Origin of the sequence: Paenibacillus sp. FSL R7-0163 (assembly GCF_037969975.1) — a bacterium.
Lineage (GTDB): Bacteria > Bacillota > Bacilli > Paenibacillales > Paenibacillaceae > Paenibacillus_AQ > Paenibacillus_AQ odorifer.
The window spans coordinates 3,124,531-3,138,925 of the sequence record NZ_CP150224.1 but is presented as its reverse complement, the minus strand read 5'-3'; the positions used below and the strand labels follow the sequence as shown (position 1 = coordinate 3,138,925).

The following is a 14,395-nucleotide window of genomic DNA, read 5'->3' as shown; positions in this document are numbered from 1 at the left end:
AGAGTAGACAACCATCATGCCAAACCACTAGTCGAAGCGGTAATGAAGTTCAATCATTCATATCCTAAATGTGCCGCGGGAAAGAAGGGAAGAGCAGTGAAGCAACTGAAGCATCGGCCGGGTTTCCGCGCCACAGCTTATCTGTTTACGTTTGTAGTTATCGTGTATGTATTTGTTTTTATGAACACCCCGTACATCGTATATCAGCCAGGCAGTGCATCTGAAGTTGCCCCTATGATTAAGGTGGAGAATGCCGATCCGGCTGAAGAAGGAACGTTTATGATGACTACGGTGTCTGCTAGTTATGCTAATGTGGCCTTATTGGTCGCCTCTGCTTTTAATTCCAATTCAGAGGTTGTGCGAAAAGAAACCCGGCTAGGGGATAAGTCAGAAGACGAATATGCTGCGGAGCAGGTTTTTTATATGAATAGCTCACAGTCTTATTCTGTTCAGGCCGCTTATCATGCAGCGGGAATTCCATATGAGGATGTAGTGGATTATCTCTACGTCTTTTCGGTTCCTGTAGAAAGTAATAAAGGACAATTTCTGCCGGGTGATAAAATCATTAGCGTAGAAGGACAAAAAGTGCCCGATCCTGAAGCACTGTCTAAACTGCTCTCCACTAAAAAAATCGGAGATCAAGTCGCTGTTGTTTTGCAAAGAAATGGCAAGGAAGTTAAAGAACGAGTGACGCTGGTTGAAATAAAGGATAAAGAGGGCGCGGCCGTTCGACCTGGTTTTGGAGTCACTATTGCCGCCGTTCAAAAAGTAAAACCAAAAGAAGCAGGGAAAGCTGTCAGTTTTGTAGATACAAATGTTGGCGGACCTTCGGCAGGGCTAATGTTCACTATGGAAATTTACAATCGCCTTACTTCTGGTGATTTAACTAAAGGCCATAGGGTTGCAGGGACGGGTACGATTAACGCTGAGGGTGTGGTAGGTGCTATCGGTGGAGTGAAACACAAGATCGTGGCTGCGGACCGAGAAGGGGCGGAGATTTTTTTCGTGCCTGTTAAGAATTATGACGAAGCCAAAGCAAAAGCTGATAAAATCGGCACATCTATGAAGCTGGTGCCTGTATCTACGCTGGATGAGGCGCTGAAGTATATGGAGGAACTGCCGGTCAAACCATGACCGGAGGTTCCAAATAATCGCGGTACATATCAATTCTGCGGGGTTCCTTAAAAGCTCCCGCGAAAGCGGAAGCGGCTTGAAGATCTCGCTCAAGCTGCGGATGGGAACAAAGGGACGGGCGCATGACGATGGGCAACGTAGCTTTTTGTTTCATCTCTTTAAGCAGTGCTCGTCCGCTTTCTCTAAAACCAAGAATGCGAATATATCCGGGCCCCTCTGCTAGTATGGAAGGGGTCATTTCTTTTTTAGAATGATTTAACAGAACATGTAGCAGCAGCCGTTGGAGCCGTGTATGCGTGTAGCGCTTACTCTTAAGGGTGTGAAGCAGGCCTGAAACAGAGAATTGCTCCAACTCAGGTAAAAGCCGCAGTATCCGGTTTTCCAAGCCTTCATTCATATCGTGGATTGCTTGTAACTCGGCAGCGGTATGGGTAGACAGCAGATGGCGGAGAGGGATATTGAAGCTCTCTAAGCTCAGAGGACCCCTTCCGGCTGCATGCTCTCTTTCCAAAATGGACACGCTATAATCCGGCATATAAGCAGCAGGAGAGCCACCTTCTTGCAGCAGCTTGCGGATGGCCGTCGCACTTGCAATAGAAGAGTCGGCTTGTAATGGATCATGGAAGCCTGCTGCCGTGCGCGGAACGGTTAGTGGCATTATCTTGCTGTGCAGCCGCTGCAAGGCGATAAGATAATGCAGGCCAAGGCTGTTATTCGGCTGGCGTAGCAGCTCGCCTGCATCTCCGGGACTCTCCGTTTCCGGGAGAGTCCCTTCAAAGGCCACCGCCGCCGCTGCGCTGTAGGCGGCGGGAAAGCTTGCTCCGAGCGCCATGCGGCGGCGGATCTCGCTCTGAAGCTCGCTACTTTCCTCAGCCAGATATCTGGCCAGCGGGAGCAGCGAGCCCAAAGTGCCGGCTTCGGAGCCGAAGCACAAGCTGTCCACGACCCCGGTCGCTTCCAGCAGTGCAACTGCTCCGAACGCGAACCACTCGGCTGGCTGGACGGCATAGGCCACCGGCAGCTCAATGACGAGGTCGGCGCCCATATGCAGCGCCATCTCTGTCCGGGCCTGCTTGCTAACCGCCGCCGGCTCGCCGCGCTGGGTAAAGGGACCACTCATGACGACGATGGTGCGCTCTGCGCCGGAGAGTCTTTTGGCTTCCGTGAAGTGATGCACGTGTCCGTTATGTAAGGGATTGTATTCTGCGATGATTCCAACCGTTGTCACTGTGGCTTCCCTCCGATAAGTAAGGTATATTTATTGAGTTTAGTAGGGTAGATTTCTAGAGATACTGTTAGCACAAGCTGATCTTTTGATTTACACTAATAGTTATATCATAATTCACCGCATTTTCTGAAACAATATAAAGGGAAAATGGTTGACAAAGGTATAGAATACTAGGTATAATAAATTTTGTTTGTTTGGGAGTGATAAGTATGCAGATTCACTTTCGCAAATTAGCGAATGCCGACGAACCGTTACATATTCACGATGTTGTGGATGTCAGCGAGGTAGTCAAAGGGCGCAAGGATATTCTAACTGTTGCTCCGCTCTCAGTAGACCTTAAAGCGCTGCCCGCGGGAACCGATTGTGTGAACGTGGTGGGGAAACTGAGTGGAGATGTGGACATGTTATGTTCACGTTGTCTCACGGAGGTCAAAAGTGATTTGAACATTCCTTTTGCTGAGACTTTCAAGTGGCTTAAGCAGCCAGTTCTTCCAGATGATGACGAAGATGAGGATCTCATTTACGTCAAGGATGAGGTTGTGGATCTTATCCCGTATGTGGAAGAAAATTTCGTACTGCACTTACCGGATTCGGTATTGTGCAAGGCAGACTGTCTTGGTCTTTGTCAGAAATGCGGACAGAACTTGAACGAAGGCACCTGCAGTTGCGACAACACAGTGATCGATCCTCGACTCGCTGGGTTGAAAGACTTTTTCAAATGAAACATTACAACAAAACACATCCTGCTCTGAGGAGCAGGCTGACAGAAATATCACGAGGAGGTGGAACACATGGCAGTACCACAACGTAGAACGTCTAAAACACGCCGTGACAAACGTCGCACCCACTTTAAGTTGGTTGTGCCGGGCATGGTGAAATGTGAACAATGCGGAGAGTTGAAACTAGCTCACCACGTATGCAAAGTTTGCGGAACTTACAAAGCAAGAGAAATCATCAAACAATAGTTTCAGAATAAGTAGTACTTCACTTCGGTGAGGTACTATTTTTTTGCTTAAATATAATAAAGATAGGGTTTGCACCTGTACTTTATGTTCCGCTCAGAAGTCAATGCTTTATTTTTGGTGCGGCATGCTTTATACTACATATTAGTACCTGGTTCTAAATAATATTTATGATTGTTTGACCTAATATAACAGCGGCCATTCAAGAGGCCGGATGCTTTCTTTAAAATATAAGGAAGTATAAGTTATGCACCTATACTTTATGTCTTATATTTCTCGCTTAAACGCTTACCGTCCTTATTAGGACGCCGAAGGCGTTTACGCTTGGCATGTGCCAGGAGGTGAGCCGCTATCGAGCGGATGTCCAAGAAAGAACGTCAGCAACAGCTGCTACATATAATTGCAGGCAATCCTTTTGTGACTGATCGGGAGTTGACTCGTCAGCTGAAGGTGAGCATTCAGACGATTCGGTTAGACCGGATGGAGCTGGGAATACCAGAACTGCGTGAAAGAATGAAACAAATGGCAGAGCATTCCTATGATCAGGTGCGCTCTTTGCCTGCGGATGAAGTGATCGGAGATATTGTGGATTTACAGCTCGATAAGAGCGGGATTTCGATCTTTGAAATTCGTGAGGATCATGTCTTTTCCAGAAATGGGATCGCCCGTGGCCACTACGTGTTTGCTCAAGCCAACTCGCTTGCGGTTGCTGTGATTAACGATGAAATTGCCTTGACTGCTTCAGCCGACATACGCTTTGTTCGTATGGTTCTGCTTGGTGAGAAGTGCATTGCTAAAGCTCAAGTGCGGTCACTTGCAGGCAGAGGCGGCAAAGCAGAGGTGGACGTATTCACCTATGTCGGAGAAGAATTGGTATTTCAAGGCCACTTTATAGTGTATCGTTCCGCTAATGAAGAGTATAGTGAAGGGGGTAACCGTAGTGCTGATCGCCATTGATGCCATGGGCGGGGACAACGCTCCTGAATGTAATGTCGAGGGGGCGTTGTCCGCGGCCGCGGAATGGAAAGATACGCAGATTGTGCTCGTAGGTGACGAAGCCAGACTAGAGCCGCTGCTGAAGGACAAGCCGTCCAACCTTAGTGTGCGGCATGCAGGAGATGTTATTGGTTCTGATGAAGAGCCGGTTAAGGCGGTTCGCCGCAAAAAAGATTCATCCATGGTTGTAGCTGGACGTATGGTGCGTGAGGGCGAAGCAGATGCTATGATTTCATCAGGTAACACAGGGGCGCTTATGACTACAGGGTTACTCGTAGTGGGCCGTATGCAGGGGATTGAACGTCCTGCGCTGGCACCTATGATTCCGACACTTGATGATGTTGGCGTGCTTGCGCTTGATCTTGGTGCTAACATGGATGCGAAACCTGAACATCTGGTGCAATATGCGCTGATGGGCAGCATTTATCGGAATAAAGTGCACGGTATTGCTAAGCCGCGGGTTGGACTTCTAAATGTAGGAACGGAGCCTGGAAAAGGCAACGAGCTGACCAAAGAAGCCTATCCACTGCTGGAGAACTTGCCAGGCATTCATTTTATCGGTAATGTTGAGGCACGCGACGTACTGACAGGAAACTGCGATGTGCTTGTCTGCGATGGATTTGCTGGTAATATCCTATTGAAGTCGCTTGAGGGTACAGCAGGTGCATTGTTCTCTTTGCTGAAGGAGCAATTCAGTCGTTCTCTGAAAACTAAGCTTGGAGCGGCTATGCTGATGCCGGAGCTTAGAGCCCTGAAGGGCAAGATGGATTACAAAGAGCATGGTGGTGCACCGCTGCTTGGTCTTAGCGGATTGGTAGTTAAGGGGCACGGATCTTCAGACGGAAATGCGGTTAAAAATGCGGTAAGACAAGCGCGGATTGCTCTGCAAGCCGATCTTGTGCCAAGTATATCCAAGGAAATTAGCGGGAAGTGAGTGACGAAATGAAACAGTTGCGGCCGGTTGGGATTATCGGTACGGGTAAATATGTACCTGAGAAAATTTTAACAAACAGTGATCTAGAAAAAATAGTGGAGACTAACGATGAATGGATCGTCAGTCGGACAGGGATCCGTGAAAGACATATCGCTGCACCACATGAGGCAACTTCTGATTTAGCCTATGAAGCTGCACTTAAAGCTTTGGATTCTGCAGGCATGAAAGCTGAAGATCTGGATCTTATTATTATTGCAACGGTAACCCCTGATAGCTCCTTTCCTTCCACAGCCTGCATTTTGCAGGATAAACTTGGAGCTAAAGGTGCTGCGGCATTTGACTTGTCAGCAGCCTGCTCTGGTTTTGTATACAGCCTAGCTACTGCGGTTGGCTTTATTCAGAACGGAATGTACAATAATGCACTCATAATTGGTGCGGACACTTTATCCCGCATCACTGATTATACGGATCGTAACACCTGTGTACTGTTTGGCGATGGTGCAGGAGCAGTAATCATCGGTGAGGTTCCAGAGGGACGCGGTTTCCAATCCTTCGATCTGGGTGCTGAAGGTTCTGGAGGAAACTTGCTTAAGCTGGAAGCTGGGGGCTCGCGCTTGCCTGCATCTCAGCAGACGGTTGAAGACAAGAAACATTTCATTTATATGAATGGCCGTGAAGTGTTTAAGTTTGCCGTTCGTGTTATGGGCTCAGCTACAGAACGTGTGCTAACTAAAGCCGGATTAGGTAAAGAAGATATTGATTTGTTCGTGCCGCATCAAGCGAATATTCGTATCATTCAATCCGCTATGCAGCGGCTTGACCTGCCACCGGAGAAATGTGTAATCAATGTTGATAAATATGCTAATACATCAGCAGCTTCTATTCCTCTAGCTCTAGTGGAAGCGGCGGAAGAAGGACGCATGAAGGAAGGCGACACGGTTCTGATGGTTGGATTCGGCGGTGGCTTGACTTGGGGCGCGTCCGTATTGATCTGGTAATAGAGGAAGGAGTTCTTACTTATGAGTAAAATCGCATTTGTCTTTCCCGGTCAGGGTGCACAGGCAGTTGGAATGGGTAGAGATGTATATGAAGCTCTTCCGCACAGCCGCGCGGTATTCGAAAAAGGTGATGAGGTCCTCGGATTTTCACTGAGCCAGCTGATTTTTGAAGGACCTGACAGTGATTTGAAACAGACCGTAAATACGCAACCAGCTCTGCTAACAGCAAGTGTGGCTTATCTGGAAGCATTACGTGATCAAGGGATGAAGCCGGATTATGTAGCTGGTCATAGCCTAGGAGAATACAGCGCACTGGTTGCGGCAGGCGTATTGTCCTATGAAGATGCTGTAAGACTTGTGCGTTTACGCGGTCGTTTTATGGAGGAAGCTGTTCCAGGTGGACAGGGAGCTATGGCTGCAGTGCTTGGTGCGGAGCGGGATGCTCTGGCAGAATTATGCCGGAGCGTATCCGAGGAGAGCGGCGTGGTAGAACTGGCGAATGTGAACTGCCCGGGACAGATTGTTGTTTCTGGTTCACAAGCCGGGGTTAACGGTGTTGTGCAGCGTGTTAAGGAAGCAGGCGGAAAGCGGGCTATTCCGCTGGAAGTAAGTGGACCTTTTCACTCTTCGATGATGAAGGCTGCGGCAGACCGCTTGGCAGACGAGCTGAAGAGTGTTACTTTTAATGCTCCGGCTGTACCTGTTATTGTCAATGTTACCGCAGCACCTGTAACGGATCCTGAAGAAATCCGTGAACTGCTTGTCCGCCAGGTGTACTCCCCTGTGCTCTGGCAAGACAGTATTGAATGGCTGATTGCTGATGGTGTGGATACTTTTGTGGAAATTGGTTCTGGCAGTGTTCTGGCAGGTCTGATCCGCAAAATAGACAAAACGGTCAAAGTAATCAACATTAACACGCTAGAAAGTGTGCAAGCTGTCTTGTAAGATACGTTCAAACATTGTTTATCAATAGCAATATGATCGAAGGGGGAATAAATGATGTTCTCAGTATTGCGGGGTCAAACGGCCCTTGTAACTGGTGGCTCTCGCGGCATCGGCCGCAGTATTGCACTTGCTCTCGCGGAACATGGCGTGAAGGTGGCCGTGAACTATGCGGGCAGTGAAGCAGCCGCACAAGAGACCGTAGCTCGGATTGTCGAGCTTGGCTCGGAGGGTATTGCCCTTCGTGGCGATGTCGGCAATAGTGAACAGGCCGAGAACCTTGTCAAAGAGGTTCTGAATACCTGGGGACGTATTGACATTGTTGTCAATAATGCCGGCATTACCAGAGACAACCTGATTATGCGCATGAAAGAAGAAGAGTTCGATCAAGTGATCGAAACGAATCTAAAAGGGGTGTTTAACTGCCTAAAGGCAGCTACACGCCCTATGATGAAGCAACGCTACGGGCGAATTATCAATATTTCTTCCGTAGTAGGTGTAACAGGAAATCCTGGACAAGCTAATTACTCCGCAGCTAAGGCAGGTGTCATCGGTTTAACGAAGGCATCGGCTCGTGAGCTTTCCTCACGGGGGATCACGGTGAACTGTATCGCTCCTGGCTTCATTGATACAGATATGACGCGTGAGCTCTCTGAGGAAGTGCGCAGTGAGCTTGAGAAGGGCATTCCACTTGCTCGTCTGGGGCGCCCTGAAGAGATTGCTATGGCTGTAGTCTTCCTGGCCTCTGAAGGCGCTGCGTATATGACCGGCCAGACACTACACGTGGATGGCGGGATGTATATGTAACTCTCCGTCAAGGAGAAATTACACTGTTTTAATGCTGAAATGTGAGGGATAAAGAAAGCGTTTTTGACGCTCTATGGTATTTTGAACTCATATCTCGTATAATACCAAAAGAGGAGGTGAACCGGATGTCCGATGTATTAGAGCGTGTAAAACGCATTGTCATCGACCGCTTAGGTGCCGATGAAGCTGAGGTAACATTAGAAGCGTCTTTCAAAGATGATTTAGGTGCTGATTCTCTTGATGTAGTAGAATTGGTTATGGAATTGGAAGATGAGTTCGATATGGAAATCTCTGATGAAGATGCAGAGACGATTACGACCGTGGGTGAAGTTGTGAAGTACATACAATCTCATACCTAGAGTCATATGATTGAGAGTCCCGTTCCTGCTAGGGCGGGACTTCTCCTCATTTATAGAGCATTAAAGAGGAATCAAAGGTTGCCTTGAGCAACTATATAAGGGATATAACAGAACCGCAGGATGGTTATTGATGCGGTTATCGCTGTTCATATAGTAGCAACAGAAAGTATATAAGTTCTGAATATAATGTATACAACCTATAGATGGGGTGATTGTGTTTGAGTCATAGAGTGGTTGTTACCGGGATGGGCGTAGTTACATCATTGGGCAAAGATTTGGAGACGTTCTGGGATAATCTTATGAGCGGCAAATCCGGTGTATCACAGGTTGAGACCTTTGATGTCAGTGAGTATACTACGCAAATAGCATCCTCTGTTAAAGATTTTGATCCAGAGGCACTTTTTGGTCGTAAGGAAGCCCGCAAAATGGACCGTTTTGTACAATTTGCAGTGGCTGCCGGTGAGGACGCGTTGCGAGATAGCGGACTTAAGATCGGTGAAGATATTGATGCCGAAAGAATAGGTGTATCTGTAGGATCAGGTATTGGTGGTCTTGGAACTTGGGAAGACAATCATAACTTGTTGCTTGAAAAAGGACCGAAGCGGGTTAGTCCGTTCTTCATTCCGATGATGATCGCTAACATGGGTTCTGGACAGTTGTCCATTAACCTTGGAGCAAAGGGTCCTAATACGACGACAGTAACTGCTTGTGCTACAGGAAGTCACTCCATTGGGGAATCCTTCCGCTTGATTCAACGTGGAGACGCAGATGCAATGATCTGCGGTGGTTCCGAAGCGACCATTCGTCCAACAGGTATGGCTGGTTTTTGTGCAATGAGAGCAATGTCCACTCGCAATGATGAGCCTGAGAAGGCAAGTCGTCCGTTTGATGTGGATCGCGATGGTTTTGTTATGGGTGAAGGCGCCGGGATTCTTATTCTGGAATCACTCGAACATGCTGAAAAGCGCGGAGCGAAGATCTATGCTGAGGTTATCGGTTATGGTCTAAGCGCAGATGCTCATCATATGACTGAGCCTGATCCAGATGGTGCAGCTCGCTGCATGAAGATGGCAATCCGGGATGCTGGTATCTCTCCTGAAGATATTGATTATATCAATGCTCATGGTACTTCAACGCCTGTAGGAGATAGATCAGAAACTGCTGCTGTTAAGAAAGCATTGGGTGATCATGCATATAAAGTGGCAATCAGTTCAACGAAATCCATGACAGGTCACCTTCTGGGTGCCGCTGGTGGAGTAGAAGCTATTATTTGTGGCCTTTCCTTGCAAAAAGGGATGATTGCGCCAACGATTAATTTGGACAACCAAGACCCGGAATGTGATCTGGATTATGTACCAAATGTGCCACGTAAAGCTGATCTTGATATTGTAATGTCGAATTCGTTCGGCTTCGGGGGACATAACGCAACAGTTATTCTAAAAAAATATAATTAGTAAGGGGACAGTGCGGTGAAAGGAGAACTGAAGCAGTTACAACAGCAACTTCAAATCCAATTTCACGATTCTGTGCTTCTGAAGCAGGCCTTTACCCATGCATCCTATGTGAATGAACACCGTTTCAATCAGCATCAGGACAATGAGCGTCTCGAATTTCTTGGGGATGCAGTTCTGGAGTTAACGGTTTCTGAATATTTGTACAATCTATTGCCAGACCGACCTGAGGGAGAGTTGACCAAGCTGCGGGCCGCTATTGTATGCGAGCCTTCACTGGTCAAATTTGCGGAGAGTTTAGGTTTTGGCCGTTATGTACTGTTGGGCAAAGGGGAAGAACTTACGGGCGGACGTACTCGCCCGGCCCTGCTGGCTGATGTATTCGAATCCTTCGTGGGAGCGCTTTATCTCGACCAAGGACTGGAAACGGTGCGAAGTTTTCTTGATAATCACGTATTTCCTCTGGTGGAAACGGATGGGAAATTGCAAATGCAGATGACCGATTATAAGACGGAACTGCAAGAGCTAATTCAGCAGCACAATATGGGTACATTGGAATATCGAATTATAGAAGAACGGGGACCCGCACATGAGCGTGAATTCGTCTCAGAGGTGTATATGGCTAACCGTTCACTTGGTAAAGGAAGCGGCCGGTCCAAGAAGGAAGCAGAGCAGCAGGCAGCGGCAGCTGCACTCTTGCATCTGAAAGAGGACGGTGCCTGAGTTTTGCATCAAGGGGACAAGCGGAGGAGAGCAGCAAAGGTCTGAATACCGGCGTTTAGGCGGAGCTCAGACCGTTGCTGCTCTTTTTCGACAATATAAGAACTTATATGTCCACGTTATAAAGTAGCCTTCTATTTCTCGCTTAGACACTTGCCGTCCTTATAGGGAAGTTAAGCGAAAGCGTTTATGCTTGAAGGATAGAATAAGCTGCATCTTAATGGTTTTTTAGGGTACAAACGCTATGGTATAATGGGTCAGAGGTGATTGGCAAGTATGTTTTTGAAACGGATAGAATTAGCTGGTTTTAAATCATTTGCCGACAAAACAGAAATGGAGTTTGTGCGCGGTATAACGGCTGTAGTTGGCCCGAACGGAAGCGGCAAAAGCAATATTTCTGACGGCATACGCTGGGTACTCGGCGAACAGAGTGCTAAATCACTGCGTGGCGGCAAGATGGAGGATATCATTTTTGCTGGAAGTGATGCGCGTAAAGCCGTGAATTATGGCGAAGTATCACTTACGCTTGATAATGAAGATCACACACTTCCGCTGGATTTTAGCGAAGTTACAGTGACTCGGAGAGTTCATCGCAGTGGAGATAGTGAATATTTAATTAATAAGCAATCCTGTCGTCTGAAGGATATCACAGAGCTGTTTATGGATACCGGTATCGGACGTGAAGCCTATTCGATTATCGGGCAGGGTAGGATTGAAGAAATTCTAAGTACTCGTTCCGAAGATCGGCGAGGCATCTTTGAAGAAGCATCAGGTATTGTAAAATATAAATCGCGCAAGAAAGACGCAAGTCGAAAGCTGGATGATACCGAGCAGAACCTGCTTCGTATTCATGATTTGATCAGTGAGCTTGAGGATCAGATTGGGCCACTTAAGGATCAGTCCGAGAAAGCTATCCGCTTTAAGGAACTTCGCGAACAATTAAAACATCAGGAAATTTCAGTATACGTACACCAGATTGAAGGCATTCATACCGCTTGGCAGGAAGGTAACGCAAAGCTTGAAACGTTGAAGGACGAGCAGCTGGAGCTGTCTACCGTTGTTTCGGCTCATGATGCCAAGCTGGAGAGCGGACGCTCTGAACTGCGCACACTCGAAGCACAGATCGAGAAGCAGCAAGAGCAATTGCTGCGTTATAGCGAAGCATTTGAGAAGAGCGAAGGTTACGGTGAAGTGCTGAGGGAACGCAAGCGAAATCTGGAAAGCAATCGTGAGCAGTTAATGCTCACGTTAGGTTCGGTTGGCGAGCGTTCTGCAGATCGTCAGCGTGAAGTCGTGGATCTGGAGCTTAAGCTTGAACAATCGCGGCTTAAGCTTGTGGATCTTCGGAAACAGATCGAAGATGAAGAGACAAGGCTTGAAGGTGTGGCAGACGGGATTAGCCAGAGCCAGGAAGAAAAGCTCAAAAGTGCTCTTTTGGAGTTAATGAACCTTATGGCGAATGCACGTAACGAAATTCGTTACGCGGATCAACAGAAGGAGAATCTGGAACGTCGTATGAGCCGCAGTGAAGAAGAAAGCGGCAAATGGACAGCCCGGCATGAAGAGTTGTCTGCCAACCAGAAAGGGCTGAAGGACAAGATTGCCCAGCTAGGGAAGGAACTTAGCAATCTTCGCGGGGCTTACATCACTGAAAGTGAACAGCTCAGTAAACGTCAGAAGCTGATTGAAGAAACACAGTCCGGTCTTCGGAAGTGGGAACAGAAGCGGGAAGCGCAAGTCTCTCGTCATGAGACCATGAAAGAGATGCAGGATGATTTCGATGGCTTCATGCTTGGGGTTAAAGAAGTGCTCAAGGGCGCCCGGAAAGGACAGCTCAACGGAGTGCATGGTGCGGTTGCAGAGCTGATCTCCGTTCCGGAGAAGCTGGAAATGGCGATTGAGACTGCTCTAGGTGCATCACTTCAGCATGTGGTCATGGATAATGAGACTGTGTCCCGCCAAGCGATATCATTTCTAAAGCAACGTCAGCTGGGACGAGCTACCTTTCTTCCGCTAGATGTTATCCGGCCGCGCCAGATTTCTGGCAGTGACCGTGGTATGGTGGGTGATGCTGACGGATTTGTTGGAATTGGTTCCGAACTCGTTGGTTACGATGATAAATATACTAGCATTATCGGCAGTTTGCTCGGCAATGTGGTTATTGCGGAGAGCTTGGAGCAAGCGAACCGCATTGCCGCTAGATGCCAATATCGTTATCGGGTAGTTACACTGGAAGGCGATGTAGTTAATGCCGGCGGTTCGATGACCGGGGGTAGCCAGCATAAGAAGAACAATAGCTTGCTTAGCCGCAAACGTCAGCTGGATCAATTAAGCAGTGAAATTGAAGAAAGCGAACGTCAAATAGTGAAGCTGAAGCAAGGCATTGCCAGACTTCGTGAGGAGCAGGAGAACGCTAGCGTGAAGCTGGAGGACCTGCGCCGTGATGGTGACGAGAAGAGACTGGAAGAGCAAAGAGTCTCCGGTGATTTGAAGCAGCTCGAGCATGAGCTTCGGCATGTGCAGGAGCAAGTGGAGAGCACAGGTGCGGAACGCAGCGGCTTTGAGAGTGAAGTACGTGCGCTTGAAGAGACGCGGAAACAAGCCACTGCTGAGCTTGAACGCCTTGAAAAGGAAGAAAAGGAAGCCCATGAGGGTATCCGTAACGCTGAATCTGCGCGTAAAGCGAATGAATCAGCTAAGGAAGAGCTGCAAGGCAAGTTGACCAGTATGAAAGTCTCGGAAGGCAAGCTTGATCAGGAGATATTCTCCCTGGAGGAGCAGTTACGTCGCCTTAGACAAGATGTGGGTTCACAGGACAAGGAGCTGCGCCAGAATCGAAATCTGTTACATACGATAGAACAAGATCTGGCTAACAATGCTTTGGAAGCTGTGAAGCAGAAGGAAGATTTGAACAGTTACCGGTTGAAGAAGGAAGAGACGACTGGAACTTTGGATTTTGCCCGGGCTGAGCGTACAGCGTTAACCCGTAAGCTGGAACTTGAGGAAGGCAAGACTAAAGATCAACGTCAGGCCCTTAAAGTAGTCGAGGACAAGCTGCGTGCCACTGAAGTTTCTGTTGGTCGACTCGATGTGGAGCTGGATAATATTCTACGCAAGCTGAGTGATGACTACGAGCTAAGTTATGAATTAGCGAAACAGAGATATCCGGTGCCTGAAGATGTACCTGCCGCACAAGCCGATGTACAACGTTTGAAACGCAGTATTTCTGCGCTAGGTGAGGTTAACTTAGGGGCGATCGAAGAATATCAGCGGGTCCATGAACGGTATACGTTCCTCAGTGGACAAAAAGATGATCTAGTCGAAGCTAAGACTACTCTGTATCAGGTAATCCGTGAGATGGAAGATGAAATGTCCAAGCGTTTCAAACAGACCTTTGATGCGATCCGTAAACAGTTCGGGACCGTGTTCTCAAAGCTGTTCGGAGGCGGGCGAGCTGATCTTATGCTGCTGGATCCGGAACATATGCTGGAAACAGGTATAGATATCGTAGCCCAACCACCGGGTAAAAAATTGCAAAATCTGCAGCTCTTATCCGGCGGCGAACGCGCTCTAACTGCGATGGCGTTATTGTTTGCTATCCTGCAAGTGAAGCCAGTTCCGTTCTGCGTATTGGATGAGGTTGAGGCTGCACTCGACGAAGCAAACGTTGTTCGTTTTGCACAGTACTTACGCGAGTTCTCTGAACAAACTCAGTTCATCGTCGTTACCCACCGCAAAGGAACGATGGAAGAGGCGGACGTGTTATACGGAGTAACGATGGAAGAGGGCGGCGTCTCCAAGCTCGTCTCAGTACGTTTAGAGGATGAAGAAGCTGAGATTGCTTAAATTCATCAAAGAAGAGAA

At 47.9% G+C, this 14,395-nt stretch carries 13 protein-coding genes; 12 read left to right on the top strand and 1 reads right to left on the bottom strand.

Translation table 11 applies throughout. From position 1 onward, the window contains the following. The first annotated feature begins 96 nt into the window (after positions 1–96). On the top strand, positions 97–1,134 hold the full coding sequence (locus tag NST45_RS13910) for a SepM family pheromone-processing serine protease (protein WP_038570595.1): 1,038 nt from the start codon (positions 97–99) through the stop codon (positions 1,132–1,134). Here NST45_RS13910 and NST45_RS13905 read toward each other — a convergent pair. After that, entirely contained in the window at positions 1,124–2,362 is a 1,239-nt protein-coding gene (locus tag NST45_RS13905) for a nucleotidyltransferase (RefSeq protein WP_036686480.1), read from the bottom strand. The genes NST45_RS13910 and NST45_RS13905 overlap by 11 nt on opposite strands. 209 nt (positions 2,363–2,571) lie before the next feature. On the opposite strand from NST45_RS13905, the gene NST45_RS13900 reads away from it, so the two are divergent. The 11 genes from NST45_RS13900 (at position 2,572) to smc (ending at position 14,377) form a co-directional block, all read left to right on the top strand. Then, positions 2,572–3,084 carry a DUF177 domain-containing protein gene (locus NST45_RS13900; RefSeq protein WP_036686482.1) on the top strand — a complete coding sequence of 171 codons (513 nt, stop codon included), beginning with the start codon at positions 2,572–2,574 and terminating at the stop codon, positions 3,082–3,084. A gap of 69 nt (positions 3,085–3,153) precedes the next feature. After that, positions 3,154–3,327 carry a 50S ribosomal protein L32 gene (gene rpmF, locus NST45_RS13895; protein WP_019911234.1) on the top strand — a complete coding sequence of 58 codons (174 nt, stop codon included), beginning with the start codon at positions 3,154–3,156 and terminating at the stop codon, positions 3,325–3,327. A 357-nt stretch (positions 3,328–3,684) separates the two neighbouring features. Further along, positions 3,685–4,281 (top strand): transcription factor FapR, encoded by a 597-nt coding sequence (gene fapR / locus NST45_RS13890; protein WP_036686484.1) that lies wholly within the window; start codon positions 3,685–3,687, stop codon positions 4,279–4,281. Then, positions 4,265–5,254, top strand: coding sequence for a phosphate acyltransferase PlsX (plsX, locus tag NST45_RS13885; protein WP_038570599.1), 990 nt, complete (start codon positions 4,265–4,267; stop codon positions 5,252–5,254). The genes fapR and plsX overlap by 17 nt, the downstream gene beginning before the upstream one ends. A gap of 8 nt (positions 5,255–5,262) precedes the next feature. After that, positions 5,263–6,252, top strand: coding sequence for a beta-ketoacyl-ACP synthase III (locus NST45_RS13880; protein WP_139329841.1), 990 nt, complete (start codon positions 5,263–5,265; stop codon positions 6,250–6,252). Positions 6,253–6,273: 21 nt separating this feature from the next. Further along, on the top strand, positions 6,274–7,197 hold the full coding sequence (gene fabD / locus NST45_RS13875; RefSeq protein ID WP_036686490.1) for an ACP S-malonyltransferase: 924 nt from the start codon (positions 6,274–6,276) through the stop codon (positions 7,195–7,197). A gap of 54 nt (positions 7,198–7,251) precedes the next feature. Then, the gene (gene fabG, locus NST45_RS13870; protein WP_038570603.1) at positions 7,252–8,001 is read left to right on the top strand and encodes a 3-oxoacyl-[acyl-carrier-protein] reductase; all 750 of its coding nucleotides are present in this window, start codon (positions 7,252–7,254) and stop codon (positions 7,999–8,001) included. A 125-nt stretch (positions 8,002–8,126) separates the two neighbouring features. Then, positions 8,127–8,360 carry an acyl carrier protein gene (locus tag NST45_RS13865; protein ID WP_036686493.1) on the top strand — a complete coding sequence of 78 codons (234 nt, stop codon included), beginning with the start codon at positions 8,127–8,129 and terminating at the stop codon, positions 8,358–8,360. Positions 8,361–8,578: 218 nt separating this feature from the next. After that, positions 8,579–9,814 carry a beta-ketoacyl-ACP synthase II gene (gene fabF / locus NST45_RS13860; RefSeq protein WP_076101782.1) on the top strand — a complete coding sequence of 412 codons (1,236 nt, stop codon included), beginning with the start codon at positions 8,579–8,581 and terminating at the stop codon, positions 9,812–9,814. A gap of 15 nt (positions 9,815–9,829) precedes the next feature. Then, the gene (rnc, locus tag NST45_RS13855) at positions 9,830–10,534 is read left to right on the top strand and encodes a ribonuclease III (protein WP_038570606.1); all 705 of its coding nucleotides are present in this window, start codon (positions 9,830–9,832) and stop codon (positions 10,532–10,534) included. A 273-nt stretch (positions 10,535–10,807) separates the two neighbouring features. Next, positions 10,808–14,377, top strand: coding sequence for a chromosome segregation protein SMC (gene smc / locus NST45_RS13850; protein ID WP_036686496.1), 3,570 nt, complete (start codon positions 10,808–10,810; stop codon positions 14,375–14,377). Positions 14,378–14,395: the final 18 nt, after the last annotated feature.